Genomic DNA, 25,293 nt, shown 5'->3' with positions numbered 1-25,293 from the left:
GCGCGCAATCCCCTACCGGATATTGCCGATCAACTCCCGGTGCGAATCTTGTTCCACAGCCGGGTCCGAATCCGGTCGATGTTCAGGGGCATGGCTTGCAGGGCGAACAATTTGCCCATCATTTCCGGGCTCGGGTAGACCTTGGTGTCGTTCCTGATAGCCGGGTCGATCAGGCTATCGGCCTGCTGGTTACCGTTGGCGTAGTGCACATGGTTACTGATGCTGGCCATGACGTCGGGGCGCAGCAGGTAGTTCATGAACGCGTAGCCTTGTTTTTCGTCGGAAGCATCGACGGGCATGGCCACCATGTCGAACCAGATCGCCGCGCCTTCCTTGGGAATCGCGTAGCCGATGTCCACGCCGTTGTTGGCTTCCCTGGCCCGGCTTTCGGCCTGCAGGATGTCACCGGAGAAACCCACCGCGACGCAGATATCACCGTTGGCCAGGTCACTGGTGTACTTGGAGGAATGGAAATAGCTGACGTAGGGCCGTACTTTCATCAGCAGGGCTTCGGCCTTCTTGTAGTCCGCCGGGTCCTTGCTGTGGTGGGGCAAGCCCAGGTAGTTCAAGGCCGCGGGCAGCAGTTCCGGGCCGTTATCGAGGATTGCCACGCCGCACTTCTGCAGCTTCTCCATGTATTCGGGCTTGAAGATCAGGTCCCAGGAATCCACGGGGGCGTTGTCCCCCAGCACCGCCTTGACCTTGGCGATGTTATAGCCGATCCCGGTACTGCCCCACAGGTAGGGAAAGCCGTGCTCGTTGCCCGGGTCGTTGTCTTGCAGGGCCTTGAGCAACACCGGGTTGAGGTTCTGCCAGTTCGGCAGTTGGCTCTTGTCGAGCTTCTTCAGTGCCCCGCCAGCGATCTGCCGCGCCATGAAGTGGTTGGAGGGGAACACCACGTCATACCCCGATTGGCCGGTCATCAACTTGCCGTCGAGGGTTTCGTTGCTGTCGTAGACGTCATAGCTGAAACCGATAGCGGTTTCTTTCTGGAAGTTTTTCATCGTGTCCGGCGCGATGTAGTCCGACCAGTTGTAGACCTTCACGGTCTCGCCGGCCTGGCTGAGGGACGCAGCCAACATCAGCGGGGCCAGCATCAGGGGTGCACGGGGTAAGCGGATCATGATTCGATTCCTGTTTGGCGTTTTTATTGGCAGGTCTTCGGTTGATCAGAGGATCAAAAAATCAATACGTAGGTCTTGCGCACCGTTTCCTCGATGTCCCAGATCCCGGTGCTGTTGGCGGGCAGCATCAGGGCATCGCCGGCTTCTATCTGCAGGGGCTCGCCGTTATCCGGGGTGAAGGTGCAGCGGCCCTGGACGAAGTGACAGAACTCTTGCGCGACGATCTGCCGCCGCCAGCGACCCGGGGTGCACTCCCAGATCCCGGTTTCGACGCCGTCGCTGCGCTCCACGCTGGTGGTCGAGGTGACCGCCACCGGCGTACCGAGCGGAACGGCGACCGGGGCGGATTCCTGCAGCGGCACATGATGGGTGTTCTTGAACTGGGTAATGCTCATGTCGATACCTGTGGGTGAGTGAAGCGCGTTTAGTGCATCAAGCCTTCCATGAACCCCGCCACCTGCGTGGCAAGCTTGCGGCGCCAGGGCGCGCTGTGCAGGTCGGCCAGGGTGCGGTCTTCGTGGATGAAGCTGCGGATGATCGCGTTGTAGCCCAGCCAGCGCAGCGGCTCCGGCTCCCAGGCGCGCAACGCGTCGAGGCCGCCTTGGGGGACGACCCAGGGCTGGCGCACCAACTGGCTGTCGCGCTGCAGGATCAGGTCGGCCAGGGTCCGGCCGCCGAGGTTGCTGGCGCCGACGCCTTCACCGCCATAACCACCCGCCAGGGCAATGCCGCTGCGCACGTCGCACAGCATGTGCGGCTTGAAGTTGCGCGACATGCCGAGGTTGCCGCCCCAGGAATGGGTGATCTGTACGTTCTTGAGCTGCGGGAACAATTCACCGAACAGGTAGCGCCGCAGCTCCACCTCACTGCTGGTCAGGTCGAAGTTGTGCCGCAGCTGACCGGCGAACTGGTAGCCGCCACGGGCGCCGAACACCAGGCGATTGTCGGCTGTACGCTGGCCATAGGTGACTTGGCGGCTGCTTTCGCTGAAGGCTTGGCCGCGGCTCAGGCCGATTTCGTCCCAGGTCGCTGCGGACAACGGCTCGGTGGCGACCAGCAGGCTCTGCACCGGCAATTGATAACGACCCAGCGGGGCCAGCGTCACGGCATAACCCTCCACCGCCGGCACCACCCAACGCGCACGCACGCTGGCCTTGGCGGTGCGCACGCTGCCCGATTGCCAGGCAGTCACTGGGCTGTTTTCGAAGATCTTCACCCCCATGCGCTCCACGGTTCGTGCCAGGCCCCGCACCAGCTTGGCCGGCTGGATCGTCGCGCAGTGCGGCGCATAGATGCCGCCATAGGGCTTGGCAACCCGGATCTGCTGGTTGAGCTGCTCGGGGGTCAGCCAACGATAGTCGGACTGATTCAGGCCCTGGGCATAGAGCCCGTCCAGATACTGGCGCAGGCTGTGCTCCTGTTCGGGGTAACGAGCGGCGCAATACAGCACCCCGCCTTTGCGGTAATCGCAGTCGATGCCTTCCCGTTCGATGACGATCGCCACTTCATCGGGAATGCTGTGCAGCAAGTCGAAGGAGGCCCGCCGTTGTTCGGCGGACAAGCCGGCTAGCAGGCGGTCTTCGCCCAGCAGGTTACCCATCAGCCAGCCGCCATTGCGGCCCGACGCGCCAAAACCGGCAGTTTGCGCCTCGACAATGGCAATGCTCAGCTCCGGGGCCTGGCGCTTGAGGTAGTACGCGGTCCAGAGACCGGTGTACCCGGCGCCGATGATCACCACATCGACATCCAGGTCGTGCTCAAGGGCAGGCCTCGGCAACAGCGACTCCTCGAGCTGGTCCATCCACAAACTGATCGTGCGCCACGCCGGCATGCAAGTCTCCGCCATTCAAGTTTCGATGGCGTCGATCCTAGTGGGTTGGCTCAGGGCTTGTCTTGCGCGCGTGCACGCAAAGAAATCTGTTTGACGTAGGCCTTGGGCGACAACCCGGTGTGCTGGCGAAAACAGCTATAGAACGCCGACAACGAGTTGAACCCGGCGGCGAAGGCCAGTTCGTCGATGCGCACCGGGGGCGTGGCGCGGTCCAGTGCCGCCAGCAGGTGCTGCAAGCGCGCCTGGTTGACGTAGCGGTAGAAGCTTTGCCCCAGGACCTGGTTGAGCAGGTAGGAAATCTGGTTGCGGCTGTAACCGCACTCCTCGGCGACCCGTTGCAGATCCAGTTGCGGATCGAGATAGGCTTGCTGGCGCTCGAAGTACTGCTGCAGGTCCTGGGCCATGAAACTCAACTGGCGGGGTGACAGCCCCAGCCGGCTGGCTGCCGGACGCGGCGCACCTGGTGTCTGGCTGTCGCGCGGTTCGTGGACCAGGGACGCGTATTCGTTGACGCGCCAGATCAGCCCGTCACGCACGGTGATGGCCTCGCTTGAGCGAAACGACACCAGCCCTTCGCCACCGCGCAGGGTCATGCGGTATTGGATGAACGCGGTATCGCCATCCAGGCGGATGCGGTCCGAATGCTCCAGCGCCTCCTCGGGATCACGGGGCATGCTGCTGCGCACGTATTCACGCAGCTCACTCAAGCCCAGGACCCGGTTCTGGAAAAAGTCGTGGTACTGGATGTCCGGGTGATACAGCGCCATCACGCCGTCGAGGTCGCGGTGCTTCCAGCACAGGTGATAACGCAGCACGGTTTCGCCGGTAGCCTGGGTCAACAACGGGCCATCTTCTGGGGCAGGCATAGGGCACTCGACGACATAAAGCACCGAGCTTGCCGAACTTGCCCGCGGGCTTCAATGGCAATGGGCAACGCCGGAACGTGATCCAGCGCATAAAAACCGCGTTCAATCGCCAAATGGCCTGAAAAACCCAGTAACTGCAGGCTGAACGAGTGCTATTTTTATTCACTCAACCGGTGGCGCCACAGAGGGCGCTCTCTCCTGCCATGAGCTAACGGAAGCGCTCGATCACCCAGGTGGGCAACAGATGAACAAGGCTTCGCAGACTAAGGTCACCTTCCCCAACGCCTGCCAGTTGATGCGCTGGCATTTTCATCCCGTGGGCTTCGAGGCCAACATGGATGCCCCGGGGAGCATGATTGCCCGGCTGTTCGACCGCGTCAGCGGCGAGACGCTGCTGGCCATTGCCGGGATTCCCTGCGCGACGGTGATGAACGCGGCAGATGTGGAGCGCATCATCGAAGCCGTGGAGGATGAACTCGAAGCCTTCATCCCCTCCCAGGCGCTCAAGAGTTACGCCTGAGCCCCCAACCCGATGGCTTTGAAATCTGTGGGAGCGGGCTCGCTCCCACCACCTGTACGGTGATCGGCGAAAAACGGCTTGGCGGCGATCCGGTCGGAGGCCCGCGGCATGTTCACCATCGGGCCTTCCTGGGCATCGACGTACCAATAGCAATGACTGACCGCACGGGTGATGCCGACATACGCCAAGCGCAGGATTTCGTCTTTCTGCGCGCTGTCGTACGGATCGGCATCTGCGTCCTTGCCCAGTCCCGCCATCCGATAGACCTGATTCTTGTAGGGCGAACTGGTCAGGTGCTGGCAGTCCCCCAGCAGGAACACCGCGTCCGCCTGGAGCCCCTTGGCACTGTGATAGGTCAACTGCTTGAGGCGTCTGGCCTCGTACGGCAAGCTAGAATCAACATTAACTACAGATGAAATATGCTGCTCTATCAATAACTTATCGCTGCTTTTTCGATACAACATTAAGATTGAATCACCCTTCTGGTAGTGCTCCGTCAGGCGTTTGCCCAGCGCAGCCTCGTCCCGCTCATGGATCTGCACCGGCAACAAAGATGTCGCCTGCCCGCACGCCTTGGCCTTCTTGCCTGGGATCGCCGGGGCGGCACGCACGATATGTTCGGCCGCATCAATGATGTACTGGTGGCTACGGTAGTTGTCACTGAGCATTACCCGGGTGGTGCTGGGTGACGAGAACTGCTGGTTGAACTCCATGAAATACTTGGGCGAACTGCCACGCCAGCCGTAGATCGATTGCCAGTCATCACCCACGCACAGCAGTGAAGAACGCTGGGCCCCACGGCCGACATGCATGGCCGGCCCGCGGCGACGGATTTCGCGAAGAGTTGCCCGCAACCAGGAGACGATCTGCGGCGATACGTCCTGGAATTCGTCGATCATCAGGTGCGACATCGGTCGCAGCAGTTCATCGCTGAGCAGCCTGAGGTTTTCCGGCGAGTGCTCGCTGAACAAGGCGAACATCCGGTTGTAGGTCATCACTGGTGGCTTCTGGTCCAGTAGATGATCCTCGAACGTGCGCCAGAACAGACTCAATGCCTCAAAGAAAAACCGGTCTGGATCATCCTTGGCAAAGGACATCTGGCCCACGGCGGTGGGCACGTCGAGGCCGAGGTTCTCGATAAAGCTGGCGGCACCGACAAAACAGTCGAGCAACGGCGCGCTGGCCAGCTCGCCCTTGACCTTGTAGTCGAACCCGGGACCGGCGCTGGCATCCCCTGCCAGCGTCGCCAAGACCCGTTTTGACGATTGATAACTATCTAGCCAAATCAAAGGCTTACGACAGAAAGCTTGAAACAGGGTGCGCTTTACTGCCCATTCTGCGCGCACCGTGAGCTTGGCGTTGGGGCGGCTTACCTGGGGATTTTCCTGGGGGTCGAAGCCCAGCACCACCCAGGCGTCCAGGCTCGGGATGTAACCGTGGCAATGAAAGGTCGCGCCATTGATCTCGAACGTCTGCCGGCTAGGCTCGATGCCCTTGATCGGCCAGGCGCCGGCACGCAACCACAGGTCCTCGACGACATCGCACAGCTCTTCGTCGCGCTTGGCCGCCAGCTCCGTCACTGCCATGCGTTTTTGTACATCCGGGTGGTCGCGTTCCAGTTCCTTGAGTTGCAAGGCGTGCCGCGACAATGGCGTGATCAACTCGCGAAAACGCAGGTTGTCGGTAAACAATCGGTGAAAACAGGCGTTGAGCTGTTGGCGCTGAGTGTCGTTGATCCGCAGGTCGAAGGGGTTGCTGTCGACCTGCGTGTCATCCAGCAGTGTCCGCTCGCTAAGGTTCTCGAAGGCTTGCAGGCGCTCGAAGCCAGGCAGGCTGCGGACCATCGGCAAAATCCGCGAATGGAAAGTGCGCACCAGGTCGCGCGCGTCCTTTGGCGACAGCGCCCGGCCCCACAAGGCGTAGAGAGCAATCAGCTTGTTGATGAAGTCCTTGCGCGACTCCCGGGTGAAGGTCACCACGGTCAGGGAGTCCAGTTCAAAGCCCAGGTACTGGGTCAGCAATACGATGCGCAACGCCAGGGTGGTCGACTTCCCGGCGCCCGCCCCGGCAATCACCGAGGTAGACGGCGTATCGCTGAAGATCATCTTCCACTGCGCGGCGCTGGGTTGCGCTGCCCCCGGCAGCAGGCGCGCGACATCAGCCTTGACGCGCTTCTTCAGGTCAGCACTCAGGGGCAGTCGCCAGTCGTCGAACAAGTGCTCGTCGACCCGTGGTGCCGGGTGCTCGGTGCAGCGGCTATCGCGAATCAGCAGGACCTGGCGCCCTTCCTCCAACCCTTCGGCCCTGCCTTCCTGATAACCGTAATCCACCCCGGCGGTATGTCCGCTGCGAAAACCGTCGGCCTGGCCGTGCAGCCAGGAAGCCCGATGCTGGGCGCGCAAACGGGTCAGGCCATGGCCAAAGAAACGCGCGGCCAGGCGCTTGAACAAGGGCATCTCGGCCAGGGGCAAAAGCTCGGGGGGCAGATCGGGGGTGTGTTGCGGCACGCTGACTCCAGGGTGTGAGGCTGTTGCGGGCTATGGTGTCTGCATTTGCCCGGGAGTTCTAGTCAAATGCTTATCCATCATTGGTTTAAGTGATGAAGTGAAGGTGTTGCCGAAGCAGGCCTCGTAAATAAATATCTAATTTATAGATCGTTTTGAAGGGGTTTTTACGCTTTTTATCGATTCATACCTGATGGAAGATGCACGCCATCAACCACCGGTTCTCGTTGTATGACGAACCTTTCAGGAGACGATCATGCTTGAACTCAGACCCTTCACCTCCCTGGGCGGCGCCAACCACGGCTGGCTCGACGCCCACCATCACTTCTCGTTCGCCGAGTACCACGATCCCAAGCGTATGCACTGGGGCAACCTGCGAGTCTGGAACGACGATGTGATCGCCCCGGGCACTGGCTTCCCCAAGCACCCGCACCGCGACATGGAGATCATCACCTACGTTCGCGAAGGCGCCATCAGCCATGAGGACAACCTGGGCAACAAGGGCCGTACCGAGGCCGGAGACGTCCAGGTCATGAGCGCCGGGACCGGGATCACCCATAGCGAGTACAACCTGGAGTCGACGGCGACCCGGATCTTCCAGATCTGGATCATCCCCAACGAGGCTGGTTCGGCTCCGTCCTGGGGCGCCAAGCCTTTTCCAAAGGGCCAGCGCGAAGGTTTCGTGACCCTGGCCAGCGGCAAGGCCGGCGACGACCAGAGCCTGCGGATTCGCGCCGATGCACGTTTGGTGGCGGCCAACCTGAAAGCCGGGGAAAGCGCCGAATACGCCCTGGATAACGGCCGCCGGGCGTATCTGGTGCCGGCCACGGGGGTCATTGAAGTCAATGGCTTGCGCGCCGAGGCGCGGGACGGTGTGGCGGTTGCCGATGAGCGGGTGTTGCGGGTCACCGCGATCGAGGACAGTGAGATTGTCTTGGTGGATCTGGCCTGACATCTTCCCCGGGGCGGCCTCTGGGCCTCTGGGGTGTTGGATTAGACCGAGTACATATCCATTTCTTCGGTAACGGCCTCCTATGGTTCCGCTTTTACAGCGGCTCACTTTTGGAGGAGCCCAAAAGTAAGCAAAAAGGCTCTTGCCCCACCACTCGGCACCTCGCTTAGGCTCGGTGTTCCCTCACTCCGGCTTGAATCCGTGGGCCGCCGCCACGCGCCATCCATGGCGCGGGGCGGCTAACCCGGCGTCCTGCCGGGTTACCCACGGCTTCAAGCCTGCGTTCGGCCAGCGTGGTTAACGGGGCGCCCAGGATCAAAAGCCAGAGCCAAAGCAAAAGCCAGAGCCAGAGCCAGATCAAAAGATGGCTGACTTCGTCAGCGTCTTAGGAAGTAGAAGCTACACCGCGCATGCCCTAGCGATCAGGTCGGCTTTTAGGCCGCCTCGCGTTGTTTTTGATCTTAGGCGCCCCGTTAACCACGCTGGCCGTAATTCGATATTGATTTGGGGGGTAAACCGGCAGGACGCCGGTTTAGCCGCACTGGGCCAGGGAGGGCCCATTGCGGCGGCCCCCAAATCAATGTCGGAGTACGGGCATGCCGAGCCTAAGCGAGGCACCGAGTGGTGGGGTAAGAGCGTTTTGCTTACTTTTGCGCTGTTCAAAAGTAAGCCGCCGTCAGGCGGAACCATAGGAGGCCGTTACCGCAAAAATGGATATGTACTCGGTCTAATCCAACACCCTGGTGCAACGTCGCACCACAGCTGTGTAGAAACCTATGCCCATCGCAGGCAAGCCTTGCTCCTACACCACCTGCTCCGCCCGAAGAATGTCGCGCATGAAGCGTTCCGCCGGCAACGGGTGGCCCAGCAGGTAGCCTTGCAGCGAATCGCAGCCCAACTGGGTCAGGAAATCCTGCTGCATGTCGGTTTCCACGCCCTCGGCAACGATCCGCAGCCCCAATGCCTGGCCCAAGGCAACGATGGCCGAGACGATCGCGGCGTCATCGCTGTCGCGCTCCAGGTCGCGCACGAAGCCGCGATCGATTTTCAGCTCGTTGGCGGGCAGGCGCTTGAGGTACATCAGGCTCGAGTAACCGGTGCCAAAGTCATCAATGGACAGGTCGACACCCATTTCCGATAGCTGATTGAGCACCGTCATGCTCGCGTCCGCGTCGCTCATGGCCGTGGTCTCGGTGATTTCCAGGGTCAGGCTGTTGGCAGGCAGGCCGTGGGTAGCCAGGGCCTTGGCGACGCTGTGGACCAACTCGGTGTGACAGAACTGCAGCGCCGAGAGGTTCACCGCGATGCGCCAGTTGGTGTAGCCCTGCAGATGCCAGAGGCGCATCTGCCGGCAGGCTTCATTGAGCACCCAATCGCCAATCGGGATGATCAAGCCGGTTTTTTCCGCCAGTTCGATGAACTTGTCCGGCAGCAGCATGCCCTGGGTCGGGTGCTCCCAGCGCAACAGCGCTTCGGCCCCCACCGGATGACCGTTGCTGGCATCGAACTTGGGCTGGTAATACAACCGGAACTGATCCTGTTCGAGCGCGTTGCGCAGGTCCTGCAGCAACTGCAACTGGCGCCGCGCGTTGTTGTTCATCGACACATCGAAGAAGCGATAGCCGTTCTTGCCAGTACCCTTGGCGTGGTACATCGCCGCATCGGCGTTCATCAACAGCTCTTGCGCGGTGTGGCCGTTGCCGGGATAGACCGCAATGCCGATGCTGGCCGAGATCTGCAGATCGTGCTCACCGACCCGGAACACCCGGGAAAGCAGGCCCACCTGGCGCGCTGCCAAGCGCAGCGCATCGTCCGGCTCGTGCAGTTGCACCAGCAAGACGAACTCGTCACCGCCGATCCGCGCCAGGGTGTCCTGGCTACGCAAGTCCTCGCGCAGGCGCACGCTGACCTCACGCAGCAACTGATCGCCCATGTGATGTCCGAAGGCATCGTTGACCGGTTTAAAGCCGTCCAGGTCGATGAACATCAGGGCAAAACAACCGCTTTGTTCCTGCACCATGAGCATGGCCTGGTCGATGCGGTCGGCCAGCAACACCCGGTTGGGCAGCCCGGTCAGGGTGTCATGCAGCGCCAGTTGGGTCAGTTCGCGGTTGGCCAGGGTCAGGGAATTGGCCAGCTCCGAGGTGCGCGCCTCAAGGCGCGCGTCGAGAATCGAGGTCAGCAAGGCAATGCTCAGCACCGCCAACGTGGTCACCAGCACCAGATTGTCCAGGCCCTTGCCGCTCAAACCATCGACCGCCGCACCGCAGAAGCTGCCATCGGCAAAGCGTGCCGCTGCCATCCCGGTGTAATGCATGCCGACAATGGCCAGGCCCATGATCACCGCCGCCCCACCACGGGCGAAGCGCACATAGGGCGTGTTCTGGCGCAGGCGGAAGGCGATCCACAGCGCTGCGGCAGAGGCCCCCACCGCAATCAACAGGGAGGCGCCGAACAGGCTCGGGTCATAATCGATGCCTGGGGTCATGCGCATGGCTGCCATGCCCATGTAGTGCATGGCGCTGATGCCCGCCCCCATGATCAAGGCACCAAACCCCAACTGCCAGGCAGGTAACTGGGGTTGGCTGACCAGCCACAGGGCGAAACCGCAGGAGAGAATGGCGATCAGCAGCGACAAGGCCGTGATGCCGAAGTCATAGCCCAGGTCGATCGGCAAACTGAAGGCCAGCATGCCGATAAAGTGCATGGACCAGACTCCGACGCCCATGGCCAGTGCACCGCCGACGGTCCACAGGTGAGCAGCCCGACCCTTGGCCGTAGCGATACGCCCGGTCATGTCGAGGGCAGTGTAGGACGCCAAAACAGCCACGCAGAGCGAAATCAGGACCAGCGCAGGGGAATAGTTACCGATGAGCATCAGACTTCTCGACTATGCCCTGGCTGAAGCGTCCGTGCACCCTGGGCGAAAGTTGCCGATTGTACTGATTCCAAGGGCGAAAGCACCTGCAAAGTAATCAAAAGGCCACCAGCGCGACAGAAAGACTGTAACAAGCTCGACAAGCCCCTACGGAGCCTAGGTCATTGGCTTTCAGCGGGTATCAATTGCCCGTCCCAACCGCCGCCCAACGCCGCAATCAACTGCACGCTGGCGATCAGTCGGCTCTGCTGCAAGGTCAGCACACTGCGCTCGTTGCTCAAGGCCGTGGCCTGCACCACCACCACGTCGAGGTAGGCGATCAAGCCGGCCTTGTACTGGTTCTGGATCAGGCGCAACGACTCCCGGGCGGCATCCAGCGCCTGCTGGCGCACCACGGCTTCGTCGCCCAGGACCCTGAGCTGGACCAGGTAGTTTTCTACCTCGCGAAACCCGTCGAGGACGGTCTGCCGGTACTTGGCCACAGTCTGGTCATACAGCGCCTCGTTGCGATCGACTTCCGCCGAGCGCTGGCCGCCGTCGAACAATGGCAGGTTGAGTTGCGGCCCCACCGACCAGAAACGGTTCGGCAAGCTGATCAGGTCGGTCGAGGTACTGCTGCTGTAACCACCGGACAGGCTCAGGGTAAGGTCCGGGTAGTAGGCGGCCTTGGCCACGCCGATATTGGCGTTGGCGGCAATCACCGAGCGCTCGGCCGAGGCAATATCCGGACGCCGTTCGAGCAATTGCGAAGGCAGGCCCAACGGCACTTCGGGCAAGTCCGGGATGTCCTGGGTTTCGGCCAGGGTGAATTCGGCGGGCGCCTGGCCCATCAACACCGCAATGGCGTTCTCGAACTGCGCGCGCTGCCAGATCAGGTCGATCATGTCGGCCTGGGTGCTTTTGAGCTGGGTCTGGGCCTGGGACACCGCGTCCTTGCCAGACACCCCGGCGCGGTACTGGTTTTCGGTCATTTTCAGCGAGCGCTGGTAGTTTTCCACGGTGGCCTGCAGTAGGCGCCGTTGCTGATCGATGACCCGCAGTTGCAGGTAATTCTGTACCAGCTCCGATTGCTGGCTCAGGCGCATGGCCGCCAGGTCCGCAAAGCTCGCCTCGGCGCTGGCCTCGTTGGCCTCCAGGCCGCGGCGCAGCTTGCCCCAGACATCCGCTTCCCAACTCACCCCCAACTGCGTGTTGTAGGTGTTGCGGATGCCACTGCTGGAACTGCTCAAGGATGAACTGCTGCTCCCCGTGCCCTGGCTGGAGCGGGTTTTCCCGGCGCTCAGGTCGACCGTGGGGTAAAACGCGCCCCGCGCGCTGGCGACCAGGGCCTGGGCCTGACGGTACTGGGCCTCGGCCTGGGCGACGGTCTGGTTGGAGCTGTTGAGTTTTTCCACCAGGCCATTGAGCTGCTGATCGCCATACAGCTCCCACCAGGCGCCACGGGCCAGGGAATCGCTCGGATTAGCCTGGCGCCAGCCCTGTGCCTGCTTGTACTGGGCCGGTTCTGCGACGCTGGGGCGCTGATAGTCCGGGCCGACGGCGCAGGCACTGAGCATCAGGGCGCTGAGGGAAAGGCTCAGCAATCGCGAGCCACGGGCCGTCACCAGGCGCTGGGGCGACAGGCAGTCGCGGTTGAGTGGGTAACGGTCAGTCATAGCGCGGTTTCCAGAGCAGCATCGGTACGAACCCCACGCCAGCGGTTGACCCGGTGGCGCAAACGGTCGAGATAGAGGTAGACCACCGGGGTGGTGTAAAGCGTCAGCACCTGGCTGAAGATCAGCCCGCCAATGATGGTCAGGCCCAGCGGCTGGCGCATTTCCGCGCCCTCGGCACTGCCGAGCAGCAAGGGCAAGGCGCCGAGGATGGCGGCCAGGGTGGTCATCAGGATCGGACGCAAGCGCAACAGGCAGGCGCTGCGGATCGATTCCAGCGGCGCCAGGCCCTGATGGCGCTCGAGTTGCAGCGCCAGGTCGATCATCAGGATGGCGTTTTTCTTCACCACGCCGATCAGCAGGAACAACCCCAGCAATGAGATCAGGCTGAACTCGCCGCCCAGTACATAGATCGACAGCAAGGCGCCGACCCCGGCGGACGGTAGCGTGGAGAGAATGGTCAGCGGGTGCACGTAGCTTTCATACAGCACCCCAAGCACCAGGTAGACCGCCAGCAAGGCGCCGAGGATCATCCACGGCTGGCTCTTCTGGGTCGCGGCAAAGGCGTCGGCGGTGCCGGCCATCTTGGCGATCACTTCCTCTGGCAGACCGAGCTTGGCGATCGCCCGCTCGATCGCGGCCCCGCCCTGCTCCACCGTCACGCCTTCAGCCATGTCAAAGGCGATGCTCTCGGAAGCAAACTGCCCTTCGTGGCTGACGCGGTCGTTTTCCAGGCTGTTTTCGTAGTGGGCAATGGCCGACAGCGGAATCCGCGCGCCGGTCGAGGTGATCACTTGCACCTGGTTGAGGGTGATCGGGTCCTGGGCATATTTGGGATTGACCTCCATCACCACCTGGTACTGGTTGAGGCTGTCGTAGATGGTGGAGATCTGCCGCTGGCTGTAGGCGTTGTTGAGCACCGAGGTGACCATGGCCATGTCGATGCCCAGGCGCTTGGCCTGGTCCCGGTCGACCACCAGTGTCACTTGCGCCGCACCACTGCCCTCGCGGGCGTCGATGGCGGTGAGCTCCGGCAGGGCCTTGAGCGCCGTCACCACTTTCGGGTACCACTCACGCAGCGCCGACAGGTCACCGCTTTGCAGGATGTAGCTGTATTGCGACGACTGCTGCTCGCGGCCACCGCCAAACTGCAGGTCCTGGTCGGCCATCAGCATCAGTTGCGCGCCGGGCACCTTGGGCATTTCCTTGCGCAGGCGCTCGATGACTTTCTGCGCCGACAGGTTACGTTCCTTGATCGGCTTGAGGCGCACCAGCATGAAGGCGTTGTTGGTACCGTTGCTGCCGCCGATGAACCCAGCGACGCTTTCCACCGCAGCGTCCTTGAGCACCGCGCGGCGGAAGATCTCCATTTTCGGCTGCATCACGCTGAACGACAGCCCGTCGTCACCGCGCACAAAGCCGATCAGTTGGCCGGTGTCCTGCTGTGGCAGGAAGGTCTTGGGTACCACCACGTACAGCGCCACGTTGACGCCGATAGTGATGAACAGGCTGAACAGGGTCAGGCGCGGATGGCGCAGTACCCAGTCCAGGCTGCTGGCGTAGTACTTGACCATCCAGTCGTTGGCCTTGCGGCTGCCGCGCTGCAGGCGGTTTTCCTGGCCTGGGGTATGGGGTTTCAACCAGCGGGCGCAGAGCATCGGGGTCAGGGTCAGGGACACCACCAGCGAAACCACGATCGAGGCGGCCAGGGTGATGGAGAATTCGCGGAACAGGCTCTCGATAATCCCGCCCATGAACAGGATCGAGAGGAACACCGCCACCAGCGAGACGTTCATCGACAACAGGGTGAAGCCGACTTCCTGGGCCCCCAGGTACGCCGCCTTCATTGGGGCGATGCCATCGTCGATGTGCCGGGAAATGTTCTCCAGCACCACGATGGCATCGTCCACCACCAGCCCGGTGGCCAGGATCAACGCCATCAGCGACAGGTTGTTCAGGGAAAAACCATAGAGGTACATCACCGCAAAGGTGCCGACCAGCGACACCGGGACCGCCAGCGTCGGGATCAGCGAGGCGCGGAAGTTGCCGAGGAACAGGAACACCACCAGGATCACCAGCCCCACGGCAATCAGCAGGGTCATTTCCGCTTCGTGCAGGGTGGCTTTGATCACCGGCGAACGGTCCATCGCCAGGTTCAGCTTGACGCTGGCCGGCAGCACCGCCTGCAAGGCCGGCAATTGCGCCTTGATCTCGTCGACCGTCTCGATGATGTTGGCGCCGGCCTGGCGGTTGATCACCAGCAGCACTGCCGAGTCGTCGTTGAAGAAGCCGCTGTTGTAGCGGTCCTCGACGCCGTCGCTGACCTTGGCCACGTCACTGAGGCGCAACGCCGAGCCGTTCTGGTAGCGGATGATCAGCGGTTCGTAGTCCTTGGCCTTCTCCAACTGGTCGTTGGCCTGCACCTGCCACATCCGCTGATCGTCTTCGATCGAGCCTTTGGGCCGGCGCACGTTGGCGTTGGCAATGGTGTTGCGCACGTCATCCAGGGCCACGCCGTACTGGTTGAGCAACTGCGGCTCGAGCTCGATGCGCACCGCCGGCAACGAGCTGCCGCCGATCTGCACTTCGCCCACGCCCGGCACCTGGGACAGGCTTTGCGAGAGGATGGTCGAGGCCAGGTCATACAGCTGGCCTTTTTCCAGCACGTCCGAGGTCAGCGACAGCACCATGATCGGCGCCTGGGACGGGTTGACCTTCTTGTAGGTGGGCATGCTGCGCATGCCGCTGGGCAACAGGTTGCGCGAGGCGTTGATTGCCGCCTGCACTTCCCGCGCCGCGCCATTGATGTCGCGGTCCAGGTCAAATTGCAGGATCACCCGCGTCGAGCCCTGGCTGGAGCGGCTGCTCATGGTGTTGACCCCGGCGATGGCGCCGAAGGAGCGCTCCAGCGGGGTGGCCACGGTGGAGGCCATCACCTCGGGGCTGGCACCCGGCAGGCTGGCCTGGACCACGATCACCGGGAAGTCCATTTGCGGCAGTGGCGATACCGGCAACAGGCCGAAGCTGACGCCGCCCAGGAGCATGATCGCCAGGCTCAGCAGCATGGTCGCGACCGGGCGCTTGATGAAAGGTCCGGACAGGTTCATGGCTGTTCTACCGACTCCAGGCGCTCAGGCGCGGGCCGCCAGCGCCGCCCAAGGCGGTCGAAGTACAGGTAGATCACCGGCGTGGTGAACAGCGTCAGCACCTGGCTGACCAACAGCCCGCCGACCATCACCAGGCCCAGGGGCTGGCGCAGTTCCGCGCCGGAACCGGTGGCCAGCATCAGCGGCACCGCACCGAACAGCGCGGCCAGGGTAGTCATCAGGATCGGCCGGAAGCGCAGCAGCGCCGCCTGATAGATCGCCGTCGCCGGGTCCATGCCCTGGTTGCGCTCGGCCTCGAGGGCAAAGTCGATCATCATGATCGCGTTTTTCTTGACGATACCAATCAGCAGGATGATGCCGATGATCGCGATCATCCCCAGGTCATTGCCACTCAAGAGCAACGCCAGCAAGGCCCCGACTGCCGCCGAGGGCAAGGTCGACAAAATGGTGATCGGGTGGATGTAACTCTCGTAGAGAACCCCGAGTACGATGTACATGGTCACCACGGCCGCCAGGATCAGCAGCAAGGTACTCGACAACGAGGCCTGGAATGCCTGGGCCGCCCCCTGGAACTGGCTCTGCACGCCCAGTGGCATGCCGATGTCCTTCTGCACCTGTTCGATCAGTTCCACCGCCTGCCCCAATGCCACGCCGGGCGCCAGGTTGAACGACATCATCACCGCCGGGAACTGGCCGATATGGGCGATCGACAGTTGGGCCTGGCGTTCCTCGATGCGCGCCAGGCTGGACAATCGAACCTGGCCGCCGTCGGTGGTCTTGACGTGGATCTGCTCCAGCGCCTGCGGGCCGATCTTCTCGCCATCCTTGGCCTGCAGCACCACGCGGTACTGACTGGCCTGGGTGTAGATGGTGGAGATCTGCCGCTGGCCGAAGGCGTCGTACAGGGCATCGGTGATGTTGGCCACCGACACGCCGATGCGCGAAGCCGCGTCGCGGTCGATTACCAGGTACACCTGCAGGCCCTTGTCCTGCAGGTCACTGGCGACGTCGGTCAGCTCCGGCTGGTGGCCCAGGGCTTCGACCAGGCGGCCGCTCCACAGGCTGAGCAACTCGGCATCCGGTGACGACATGCTGAACTGGTATTGGGTGCGACTGACCCGGTCTTCGATGGTCAGGTCCTGCACCGGCTGCATGAACAGGCGAATGCCCACCAGCTTGTCCAATTGTGGCTGCAAGCGGGTGATCACCTGGGCTGCGCTGAGGTCGCGGTCCTTGTGCGGCTTGAGGTTGATCAGCAGGCGGCCGCTGTTGAGGGTGGCGTTGTCGCCGTCCACGCCTATATAGGACGACAGGCTTTGCACCGCCGGGTCTTGCAGGATGATCTTGGCCAGTTCCTGTTGGCGCTGGCTCATGGCGGCGAAGGAGATGGACTGCGGCGCTTCGGAAATCCCCTGGATCACCCCGGTGTCCTGCACCGGAAAGAAGCCCTTGGGCACGATCATGTAGAGGAACACAGTGAGAGCCAGGGTGCCGATGGCCACCATCAGGGTCAGCGGCTGGTGCTTGAGCACCCACTGCAACTTGCGTCCGTAGGCGGCGATCATCCAGTCGATGCACGCGCCGCTGGCACGATAGAAACGGCCCTGCTCTTCAGGCTTGGGCTCGGGCTTGAGCAAGCGCGCACACATCATCGGCGTCAGGGTCAGGGACACCACCAGGGAAATCAGGATCGCCACCGCCAGGGTGATGGCGAACTCGCGAAACAGCCGCCCGACCACGTCGGCCATGAACAGCAGCGGAATCAGCACCGCGATCAGCGACAAGGTCAGGGAGATCAGGGTGAAGCCGATCTGTTTCGCACCCTTGAGCGCCGCCTGCAGCGGGCTGTCGCCCTCCTCGATGTAGCGCGAAATGTTCTCCAGCATGACAATCGCGTCATCGACCACAAACCCCGTGGCGATGGTCAGGGCCATCAGGGTCAGGTTGTTGACCGAAAAACCGGCCAGGTACATCACCCCGAAGGTGCCGATCAACGACAGCGGCACGGCAATCGAAGGGATGATGGTGGCGCTGACGCGGCGCAGGAACAGGAAAGTCACCATCACCACCAGGGCGATGGCGATCAGCAATTCGTGCTGCACGTCGGTGACCGAGGCACGGATGGTCTGGGTGCGGTCGGTCAGCACCGTGACATCCAGCCCGGCTGGCAGATTGTCGGTGATGCTCGGCAGCAGCGCCTTGATCCGGTCAACCACCTCGATCACGTTGGCCCCCGGCTGGCGCTGGATATTGAGCAGCACCGCCTGGTTTTCGTTGGCCCAGGCCGCGAGGCGCTCGTTCTCGGCGCCATCGACGATCTGCGCGACATCCTTGAGCCGCAATGGCGCGCCATTGTTGTAGGCAAGGATCAGTTCGGCGTAGTCCTTGGGCGAGGTCAACTGGTCGTTGGCGTCGAGCATCGACACCCGGGTCGGGCCGTCGAAGTTGCCCTTGGGCTGGTTGACGTTGGAAGCGGCAATCAGGGTGCGCACATCCGACAGGTTCAGGCCGTTGGCCGCCAGGGCCTCGGGGTTGACCTTGATCCGCACCGCCTGGCGTTGTCCGCCGGCGATGCTGACCATGCCGACGCCGCTGATCTGGGCGATTTTCTGCGCCATGCGCGTATCGACCAGGTCGTTGAGTTTGGGCAGCAGCATGGTTTTGGAGGTGATCGCCAGGGTCAGCACCGGGGTGTCCGCCGGGTTGACCTTGTTGTACACCGGCGGTGCCGGCAAATCGTTGGGCAGCAGGTTGCTGGCGGCGTTGATCGCGGCCTGCACCTGTTGCTCGGCGACGTCCATGTTGATGTCGAGGTTGAAGCGCAGGGTCAGCACTGAAGCGCCGCCGGAGCTGGTCGAGGCCATCTGGGTCAGGCCGGGCATCTGCCCGAACTGCCGCTCCAGGGGCGCGGTGACCGCACTGGTCATTACGTCCGGACTGGCGCCGGGGTACAAGGTCATGACCCGAATGGTCGGATAATCCACCTGGGGCAGCGCCGAGACCGGCAGCAGGCGATAGGCGATCAGGCCGGCCAGAACGATGGCCAGCATGCTCAGGGTAGTCGCGACCGGACGCAGGATGAACAGGCGGGAGATGTTCATGCGCCGCCCTTATGCGCCTTGCCATTGGCCTCTGGTGCGGGCGCGGCATCGCTCGCCTGGCTGTGGAGGTTATCGGTCGGCGCGGCCGGGACCTGGTTGCTGTCGTTGACCACCTCCACCTCGCTGCCCTCTTTCAGGCGATCGGTGCCTTCCAGCACCACCCGATCACCCGGCTTGAGGCCTTCCTTGATCACGGTGTTGTCGCCGTCGGTGGCGCCGATTTTCAGTGGGCGAATGGTGACTTTCTTGTCGCCATCCAGGGCGTAGACAAACGTGCCGTTGGTGCCGAATTGAATTGCCGCCGAGGGTGCCAGGATCACCCCCTTGAGGGTGTCAGCGAGCAAACGCACGTTGACGAACTGATTGGGGAACAGCGCCTGGTCACGGTTGTCGTAGCGCGCCTTGAATTTCAAAGTGCCGGTGGTGGTGTCGATCTGGTTGTCCAGGCTCTGCAGTACGCCGGTGGCTTGCAACTGGGTGTCGCCACGGTCCCAGGCTTCGACCGGCAGCTTGGCCCCGGAGCGGTAGCGGGCCAGCACGACGTCGAGGCTGTTCTCCGGCAAGGTGAAGGCCACGCTGATCGGTTGGGTCTGGGTGATGATCGCCAGGGCCGTGGTGTCGTTGGCCGCCACCAGGTTGCCGACATCCAGCTGGCGCAGGCCGACACGCCCGGTAATCGGCGCGCGGATGCGGGTGAATTCAAGGTTGAGCTTGGCGTCGTTGACCGCCGCCTGATTGGTCTTGACCGTCCCCTGGTACTGGCCCACCAGCGCCGCGGCGGTATCCAGAGTCTGCTTGGCGATGCTGTCCTCGGCGTACAGGCCGCGGTAGCGTTCCAGGTCCACCAGGGCGTTTTTCAGTTGGGCCTGGTTTTGCAACAGGGTCCCTTCGGCCTGGAGCAAGGCGTTCTGGTACGGGCGCGGATCGATCTCGGCGAGCAGGTCGCCGGCCTTGACCATCTGCCCTTCTTCGAAGGCGATCTTCACCAGTTCGCCGCCGACCCGGCTGCGCACATTGATGGTGTTGAGCGCGGTAACAGTGCCCAGGGCCTTGTAGTACAGCGGGAAATCGCCGAGTACCGCTGGAGCCACCCGCACCGGAACCGCCCCCGCCGCGCCACCGAAACCCGGGCGCATGCCACCTGCCCTGCCGGTATGGCCGGCCGCCGCCTTGGATGCCGGGGCATCCTTGCTGGCGGAGCTGCTGGGCCAGAATTTCCAGCACAGGCCGCCAACCAGCAGCAGGACCAGCAGGCCGAACAGCCAGCGACGAGAATTACGGGAAGCGGAGGATTGCATGGAGTGATTAACCATTGGGCGCGTGGGCATCTTTATACGGGAGGCTGAAAGATAAGCACTAGAGGCCTTTTAGCAAAGCGCCTTTACCGGCAATTTACCTTCAGCTGACTTTTGCGAGTGTTTGCTAAATTACTGAAGCACAAATGAAAACGGCCTGGACAGAGCCAGGCCGTGAATAATTGTAAAGCCTATTACTTGAGAACGGCCAACGCTGCTGCGTAGTTAGGCTCTTCGGCGATTTCTTTCACCAGCTCGCTGTGCAGCACGTTGTCGTTTTCGTCCAGCACCACCACGGCACGGGCAGTCAGGCCTTTGAGTGGGCCATCGGCAATCGCTACGCCGTAGTTTTCGATGAACTCGGCACCCCGCAGGGTGGACAGGTTCTGCACGTTTTCCAGGCCTTCGGCGCCGCAGAAGCGGGCCTGGGCGAACGGCAGGTCAGCCGAGATGCACAGCACCACGGTGTTGGCCACGTCATTGGCCTGGGCGTTGAAGGTACGCACCGAGGTCGCGCAGGTCGGGGTGTCGACGCTTGGGAAAATGTTCAGCACTTTACGTTTGCCGGCGAAGTCCGCCAGGGTCACGTCCGACAGATTGCCGGCAACCAGGGAAAAGGCTGGTGCCTTGGCACCGGCTTGTGGCAGTTGGCCGTTGACCTGGACTGGGTTGCCTTTGAGAGTGACTTGAGCCATGAACAGTATCCTTATTAATGCAGTGGTTATGAACAATCGTCTGGTGTTGCGAGGAGCCAAAGTTAACCACGAATGTGCCAGTGAGCCTACCCCAGCAAGCTGTCAGACAATTCATCGCAATGACCGCGAAACACACCCCTGGAACTGGCGCGAACTGCGGCCGCTTTGAACATTTCATCCCTGAAATGCCAGCTGCAGACCTCACGGATCGTCAACGCCCAAGACTCGACTTCAGCTGTTGAGGCTTCACCGCACATTCCCCGCTTAATCCAATGAATCCAATGAATTTTATTGAAAAACTTTAAGTGAACTGCGACACATATCGAAATATTTAATGACGACGAGCGGTCGTTACCGTGTTTAATGCTAACCAAGCCTGACTCGTCCTACGGCTCTCCAGAATAAATACTACAAAGCAATCGACCATCAATCGAGCCAACAGGGATATGAAGGAACGATGTCAAAGGGAATTTCAAGCAGCGTCCTGCTGCTGGCCGTCACACTGCTGCCTGCTGCTGGTGCGCTGGCCGACAACGCCGAGACCGCCAACAAGAGCAACAACCCGCTGAGCCTGGCGCCCGGCGCCAACCTTCAGGACTACTACACCCCGCAACTCTTCGACAGCAACGCCCACACCAACGATGCCTTGTTGCGCGGCACCTTGCCGATGGCCGCCAATGACTTCATCGCAGTCCCGCAGTTGCTGCGCGCGACCCTGCCCATCAGCACCCGCCCCGATCCACACAGTGGCTACAGCACCGGCATCGGTGATCTGAACCTGTTCGACATTTTCCTGCTCAAGACCGAAGGCGTGCAGTTGGGCATCGGCCCGCAGATCACCGCGCCGACCGCCGAACAGGATGAGTTGGGCACCGGCAAATGGCAGGCTGGCCTGGCCGCCGTGGCCATCGATGCGACGCCCCGTGGCCTGCTGGGCGCACTGGTGCAGTATCAAAGCTCGTTCGCTGGTGACCACGACCGGGCACACGTCGAAACCGCCACCTTGCAGCCTTTTCTCATGCACAACCTGGAAAAAGGCTGGTACCTGCGCTCCACGGGCACCTGGACCTTCGACCTGAAGAACAACACCCATTACATCCCCATCGGTTTTGGTGCGGGCAAGGCCTGGAAATCCGGCAGCAACATCATCAACGCCTTCGTTGAACCGCAATGGACGGTCGAGCGCAAGGGTGATGGCCTGCCGCAGTTCACGCTGTTTGCCGGCATCAACGTGACCTTCGGCAAATAACCGCGCGACCCACAGGACAGTGCCATGACTTTTGCAAAACCGACCCGTCTGTTGCTCGCTGGCGTCTCGCTGCTGCTCAGCGCCAGCGCCTGGGCCGATTTCACGGCCAGCCCCGAAGAGGCCCGCGGGATCGCCAAGGAGGCCTACCTCTACGGCTTCCCGGTGGTGGAGATGTACAAGACCCTGTACACCCAGGCCGTGGACAAGACAGGGGCGAATTTCAAGGCACCGTTCAACCGTATCGGCAACACCGCCAAGGTGTTCACGCCCAAGGACACTGCGTTTGTCACGCCCAACTCGGACACCCCCTACTCCTTCGTGTGGATGGACCTGCGCGCCGAACCGCTGGTCCTGACTTTGCCGCAGATAGCCGAGGAGCGTTATTACTCGGTGCAACTGATCGACCTCTTCACGCACAACTTCGCGTACCTGGGCACCCGCAGCACCGGTAACAAAGGCGGACACTTCATGGTGGTCGGGCCGGATTGGAAAGGCCAGCAACCGCTCAACATCGATCGCGTGGTGCGCAGCGAAAGCAACATCGCCTACGCCCTCTATCGCACCCAACTGTTCGATGACAAAGACCTGGAAAAGGTCCGGAAAATCCAGGGCAACTACAAGGTCCAGACCCTGAGCCAATACCTCAAGCAACCGGCACCGGCGACCCCGGCGAAGATCAGTTGGCCGAAACCGACCGCCAGCATGACCGACAGCCCGGAGCTGTTTCGCTACCTGAATTTCATGCTGGCCTTCGCCCCGGCCCAGGACTCCGAGAAAGACCTGCTCGCGCGTTTCGCCAGGATCGGCATCGTTGCCGGCCAGCCGTTTGACCTCAAGGCCCTCAGTGTCGAACAACGCAAGGCCCTGGACGATGGCATCAGTGACGCCAAGGCCGAGTTCGCCGCCTTCAAGAAAGACCAGGTGGACACCCATCAGGTCGTCAGCGGCGACTTTTTCGGCACCCGCGACCACCTGGACAACAACTACCTGTACCGCTACGCGGGCGCCAACATGGGCATCTTCGGCAACTCCGCCGATGAAGCGGCGTATATCGGTTACTTCGTCGACAGCGGCGGCAAACCGGCCAACGGCGCCAAGCACAGCTACACCCTGCACTTTGCCAAGGACCAATTGCCGCCGGCGGATGCCTTCTGGTCGCTGACCATGTACGACGGCAAGAGCAAGCTGCTGGTAGCCAACCACCAGCAACGCTACCTGATCAATTCACGCATGCTGCCCAACCTCAAGCGCGATGCCGATGGCGGCTTGACCCTCTACGTGCAGCACTCGGTGCCCCTCAAGGAGCAGCGCAGCAACTGGTTGCCAGCACCCCACGGCCCGTTCTATGCGGTATTGCGCTTGTACCTGCCCAAGCCCGAAGTCGCCAATGGCCAGTGGAAGCAGCCAGCACTGACACCGATCAACTGATCAAGCCGGCCCAGCCGAATTACCTTCTGCAAGGAGCACACCGATGGGTTTTACCTCCAAACTGGGTCGCTTGGGCGTCTTCACCCTGGCGTTGACACCTGTTCTCGCCGCTGCCGACAACGCCCGGGACTGGCAGAACCTGCCGACCGACCTGAACATGGTCTTCGGCTATTACAACCGAATCGACAGCAACACCCCGATCGACACCGCGTTGCCGCTAGACGGCCTGTCGGTCAATGCCGACCTGTACATCGCCCGATTTGCCCGCTCGTTCGCCATTGACGGGCGCAACAGCGCGATCCAGGTCCTGCAGCCTTACGCCGACATCTGCGCCTCGTTCGACAACGCCGAGTTCTTCAAGGGGACCAAGCGCAACGGCGGCATGGCCGACACCCAGGTAGTGCTGGTGCACAATATCTTCGGCGGCCCGGCGCTGACCCAGGAGGAGTTTGCCAACTGGACCCCGGAAACCTTCCTCACCGGCGCACTCTGGGTCACCGCCCCCACGGGCGACTATGACAAGAACCGGGTGATCAACATCGGCGCCAACCGCTGGGCCTTCAAGCCGGAAATTGCCTTTGGCACGCCAATCGGCCCGACCTGGCTGGAGCTCAACACCTACGTCTCGCTGTACGGCGACAACGATGACTACCACGGCGACGGCACGCTCGAACAAAAGGCCCTATACGCCATTGAAGGACACTACAGCTACACCTTCAACCGCGCGCTGTGGGCATCGCTGGATGCCACCTACAACCGCGGCGGCGAAACCCGGATCAACGGTGACTGGCAGGACAACAAGCAAGAGAACGGCATCCTCGGCGCCAGCCTGGGTTTCATGCTCTCGCCGCAGTTCGGCGGCCTGATCGCCTATTCCGACACCGTCGCCGAACGCAGCGGTTCGCCGGACGTCAACACCTGGACCTTGCGTCTTCAGTACGCCTGGTAAGAGAAAGCTGAGCGATGGGATCTTCAAGAATACGTCCGGGTCCAGTCGTTGGCCATTCACCCGGATGATCTTATTAATGGTAGTTGAAACTTGGGTCTATCGTTTATCCCGGTTATGCCAACGTTCATGTTTTAACCCGTCTACGCAAAGGACCGTCCCATGACAGCGCTTAATGACATCAACGCCCTGCAAGCCAGTATTGCCGAGGCGGTACTTGGCCAGGATCAGGTCATCCGCCAGATCATGCTCGGTCTCTTGGCCAACGGCCACCTGCTGCTCGAAAGCTTGCCTGGGCTGGCCAAGACCCGCACCGTCAAGGCGCTGGCCAAGCACCTGGATGCGAAGATGAGCCGGATCCAGTTCACCCCTGACCTGCTGCCCTCCGACATTACCGGCGCCGAGGTGCTGCACCAGGTCGACGGGCAGAACCAGATCCAGTTCCAGCCAGGCCCGTTGTTCGGCAACCTGATCCTGGCGGACGAAATCAACCGGGCCCCGGCCAAGGTCCAGGCGGCGCTGCTGGAAGCCATGGAGGAACGCCAGATCACCGTGGCCGGCAACAGCCACGTGCTGCCCGAGCTGTTTATCGTGGTCGCGACCCAGAATCCGATCGAACAGGAAGGCACCTACCCGCTGCCCGAAGCGCAGATGGACCGGTTCCTGATGAAAGTGCTGCTGGACTACCCGAGCGCGGACAACGAAAGCCAGGTCCTGCGCCTGCTGCGTGAAGAGGAGCAGGCCCTGGGCGCCAAGACCGCGGCGCCAGCAGGATTTTCCCTGAGCCAGGAGGTGATCTTCGCCGCGCGCCGTGAAGTCAGCGCGGTCAGTGTGGCGCCGGCCATCGATCGCTACCTGATCGATTTGATCAATGCCACCCGCCACCCGGCCGACTACGACGCCGACCTCGGCCGCTGGATCGCCATCGGCGCCAGCCCGCGTGGCGGCATTGGCCTGGATCGCTGCGCACGCGCGGATGCCTGGCTGCAAGGCCAGGACTTCGTCACCCCGGACAATGTGCGCGCCGTGGTCCATCCGGTGCTGCGCCATCGCCTGCAATTGAGCTACGACGCCGTGGCCGATGGCGTGACGGCCGATCAGGTGCTCGACCGCCTGCTCGACAAAGTCGCGGTCCCGGCTTGAGG

Annotated in this window: 17 protein-coding genes; 6 read left to right on the top strand and 11 right to left on the bottom strand. The window is 62.1% G+C overall.

What is annotated here, in order from left to right:
• Positions 1-29: 29 nt before the first annotated feature.
• The 4 genes from QMK50_RS00300 to QMK50_RS00285 are packed head-to-tail and all read right to left on the bottom strand — an operon-like array spanning position 30 to position 3,821.
• Positions 30-1,124 (bottom strand): polyamine ABC transporter substrate-binding protein, encoded by a 1,095-nt coding sequence (locus QMK50_RS00300; RefSeq protein WP_320332156.1) that lies wholly within the window; start codon positions 1,122-1,124, stop codon positions 30-32.
• 53 nt (positions 1,125-1,177) lie between these two features.
• A complete protein-coding gene (locus QMK50_RS00295; RefSeq protein ID WP_095170241.1) occupies positions 1,178-1,519 on the bottom strand; it encodes a cupin domain-containing protein in 342 nt (113 codons plus the stop codon).
• Positions 1,520-1,548: 29 nt separating this feature from the next.
• A complete protein-coding gene (locus QMK50_RS00290; RefSeq protein WP_320332155.1) occupies positions 1,549-2,955 on the bottom strand; it encodes an FAD-dependent oxidoreductase in 1,407 nt (468 codons plus the stop codon).
• Between the two features lie 50 nt (positions 2,956-3,005).
• Positions 3,006-3,821 carry a helix-turn-helix domain-containing protein gene (locus tag QMK50_RS00285; protein WP_095170239.1) on the bottom strand — a complete coding sequence of 272 codons (816 nt, stop codon included), beginning with the start codon at positions 3,819-3,821 and terminating at the stop codon, positions 3,006-3,008.
• Positions 3,822-4,065: 244 nt separating this feature from the next.
• Here QMK50_RS00285 and QMK50_RS00280 point away from each other — a divergent pair, with 244 nt between their 5' ends.
• Positions 4,066-4,341 carry a DUF1652 domain-containing protein gene (locus QMK50_RS00280; protein ID WP_320332154.1) on the top strand — a complete coding sequence of 92 codons (276 nt, stop codon included), beginning with the start codon at positions 4,066-4,068 and terminating at the stop codon, positions 4,339-4,341.
• Here the strand turns inward: QMK50_RS00280 and QMK50_RS00275 are convergent.
• Positions 4,332-6,848 carry a UvrD-helicase domain-containing protein gene (locus tag QMK50_RS00275; RefSeq protein ID WP_320332153.1) on the bottom strand — a complete coding sequence of 839 codons (2,517 nt, stop codon included), beginning with the start codon at positions 6,846-6,848 and terminating at the stop codon, positions 4,332-4,334. The genes QMK50_RS00280 and QMK50_RS00275 overlap by 10 nt on opposite strands.
• Before the next feature lie 253 nt (positions 6,849-7,101).
• On the opposite strand from QMK50_RS00275, the gene QMK50_RS00270 reads away from it, so the two are divergent.
• Positions 7,102-7,797 (top strand): pirin family protein, encoded by a 696-nt coding sequence (locus QMK50_RS00270; RefSeq protein ID WP_159995871.1) that lies wholly within the window; start codon positions 7,102-7,104, stop codon positions 7,795-7,797.
• An 802-nt stretch (positions 7,798-8,599) separates the two neighbouring features.
• Here the strand turns inward: QMK50_RS00270 and QMK50_RS00265 are convergent.
• The 6 genes from QMK50_RS00265 to tpx form a co-directional block, all read right to left on the bottom strand.
• Positions 8,600-10,675 carry a putative bifunctional diguanylate cyclase/phosphodiesterase gene (locus QMK50_RS00265; RefSeq protein WP_159995869.1) on the bottom strand — a complete coding sequence of 692 codons (2,076 nt, stop codon included), beginning with the start codon at positions 10,673-10,675 and terminating at the stop codon, positions 8,600-8,602.
• Between the two features lie 161 nt (positions 10,676-10,836).
• Positions 10,837-12,330: an efflux transporter outer membrane subunit gene (locus QMK50_RS00260; RefSeq protein ID WP_320332152.1), complete on the bottom strand. Its 1,494-nt coding sequence runs from the start codon at positions 12,328-12,330 to the stop codon at positions 10,837-10,839.
• Positions 12,327-15,434, bottom strand: a complete 3,108-nt coding sequence (locus QMK50_RS00255) for an efflux RND transporter permease subunit (protein ID WP_320332151.1) — start codon at positions 15,432-15,434, stop codon at positions 12,327-12,329. Before QMK50_RS00255 ends, QMK50_RS00260 begins: the two co-directional genes overlap by 4 nt.
• Positions 15,431-18,535 carry an MdtB/MuxB family multidrug efflux RND transporter permease subunit gene (locus tag QMK50_RS00250; protein ID WP_095168770.1) on the bottom strand — a complete coding sequence of 1,035 codons (3,105 nt, stop codon included), beginning with the start codon at positions 18,533-18,535 and terminating at the stop codon, positions 15,431-15,433. Before QMK50_RS00250 ends, QMK50_RS00255 begins: the two co-directional genes overlap by 4 nt.
• The gene (locus QMK50_RS00245) at positions 18,532-19,848 is read right to left on the bottom strand and encodes an MdtA/MuxA family multidrug efflux RND transporter periplasmic adaptor subunit (RefSeq protein ID WP_159995863.1); all 1,317 of its coding nucleotides are present in this window, start codon (positions 19,846-19,848) and stop codon (positions 18,532-18,534) included. Before QMK50_RS00245 ends, QMK50_RS00250 begins: the two co-directional genes overlap by 4 nt.
• Positions 19,849-20,024: 176 nt before the next feature.
• Positions 20,025-20,525, bottom strand: coding sequence for a thiol peroxidase (gene tpx, locus QMK50_RS00240; RefSeq protein ID WP_095168772.1), 501 nt, complete (start codon positions 20,523-20,525; stop codon positions 20,025-20,027).
• A 457-nt stretch (positions 20,526-20,982) separates the two neighbouring features.
• Here tpx and QMK50_RS00235 point away from each other — a divergent pair, with 457 nt between their 5' ends.
• The 4 genes from QMK50_RS00235 (at position 20,983) to QMK50_RS00220 (ending at position 25,291) form a co-directional block, all read left to right on the top strand.
• On the top strand, positions 20,983-21,774 hold the full coding sequence (locus QMK50_RS00235; RefSeq protein ID WP_095168773.1) for a hypothetical protein: 792 nt from the start codon (positions 20,983-20,985) through the stop codon (positions 21,772-21,774).
• 24 nt (positions 21,775-21,798) lie between these two features.
• Positions 21,799-23,202, top strand: coding sequence for a DUF1254 domain-containing protein (locus QMK50_RS00230; RefSeq protein ID WP_320332150.1), 1,404 nt, complete (start codon positions 21,799-21,801; stop codon positions 23,200-23,202).
• Positions 23,203-23,245: 43 nt separating this feature from the next.
• Complete coding sequence (locus QMK50_RS00225) at positions 23,246-24,151, top strand: transporter (RefSeq protein WP_159995855.1); 906 nt, start codon at positions 23,246-23,248, stop codon at positions 24,149-24,151.
• A gap of 159 nt (positions 24,152-24,310) precedes the next feature.
• Positions 24,311-25,291 (top strand): MoxR family ATPase, encoded by a 981-nt coding sequence (locus tag QMK50_RS00220; RefSeq protein WP_320332149.1) that lies wholly within the window; start codon positions 24,311-24,313, stop codon positions 25,289-25,291.
• Positions 25,292-25,293: the final 2 nt, after the last annotated feature.

Origin of the sequence: Pseudomonas sp. P5_152, from assembly GCF_033989915.1 — a bacterium.
Taxonomy (GTDB): Bacteria; Pseudomonadota; Gammaproteobacteria; order Pseudomonadales; family Pseudomonadaceae; genus Aquipseudomonas.
This window is presented reverse-complemented; position numbering and strand designations above follow the sequence as displayed.

Bases quoted from the DNA above. Each gene is read 5' to 3' on its own strand.
- QMK50_RS00285 (WP_095170239.1), bottom strand. From the start codon at position 3,821: ATGCCTGCCCCAGAAGATGGCCCGTTGTTGACCCAGGCTACCGGCGAA.
- QMK50_RS00245 (WP_159995863.1), bottom strand. From the start codon at position 19,848: ATGGTTAATCACTCCATGCAATCCTCCGCTTCCCGTAATTCTCGTCGC.
- tpx (WP_095168772.1), bottom strand. From the start codon at position 20,525: ATGGCTCAAGTCACTCTCAAAGGCAACCCAGTCCAGGTCAACGGCCAA.
- QMK50_RS00255 (WP_320332151.1), bottom strand. From the start codon at position 15,434: ATGAACCTGTCCGGACCTTTCATCAAGCGCCCGGTCGCGACCATGCTG.
- QMK50_RS00300 (WP_320332156.1), bottom strand. From the start codon at position 1,124: ATGATCCGCTTACCCCGTGCACCCCTGATGCTGGCCCCGCTGATGTTG.
- QMK50_RS00295 (WP_095170241.1), bottom strand. From the start codon at position 1,519: ATGAGCATTACCCAGTTCAAGAACACCCATCATGTGCCGCTGCAGGAA.
- QMK50_RS00220 (WP_320332149.1), top strand. From the start codon at position 24,311: ATGACAGCGCTTAATGACATCAACGCCCTGCAAGCCAGTATTGCCGAG.
- QMK50_RS00270 (WP_159995871.1), top strand. From the start codon at position 7,102: ATGCTTGAACTCAGACCCTTCACCTCCCTGGGCGGCGCCAACCACGGC.
- QMK50_RS00225 (WP_159995855.1), top strand. From the start codon at position 23,246: ATGGGTTTTACCTCCAAACTGGGTCGCTTGGGCGTCTTCACCCTGGCG.
- QMK50_RS00230 (WP_320332150.1), top strand. From the start codon at position 21,799: ATGACTTTTGCAAAACCGACCCGTCTGTTGCTCGCTGGCGTCTCGCTG.
- QMK50_RS00235 (WP_095168773.1), top strand. From the start codon at position 20,983: ATGTCAAAGGGAATTTCAAGCAGCGTCCTGCTGCTGGCCGTCACACTG.
- QMK50_RS00280 (WP_320332154.1), top strand. From the start codon at position 4,066: ATGAACAAGGCTTCGCAGACTAAGGTCACCTTCCCCAACGCCTGCCAG.
- QMK50_RS00260 (WP_320332152.1), bottom strand. From the start codon at position 12,330: ATGACTGACCGTTACCCACTCAACCGCGACTGCCTGTCGCCCCAGCGC.
- QMK50_RS00265 (WP_159995869.1), bottom strand. From the start codon at position 10,675: ATGCTCATCGGTAACTATTCCCCTGCGCTGGTCCTGATTTCGCTCTGC.
- QMK50_RS00250 (WP_095168770.1), bottom strand. From the start codon at position 18,535: ATGAACATCTCCCGCCTGTTCATCCTGCGTCCGGTCGCGACTACCCTG.
- QMK50_RS00290 (WP_320332155.1), bottom strand. From the start codon at position 2,955: ATGCCGGCGTGGCGCACGATCAGTTTGTGGATGGACCAGCTCGAGGAG.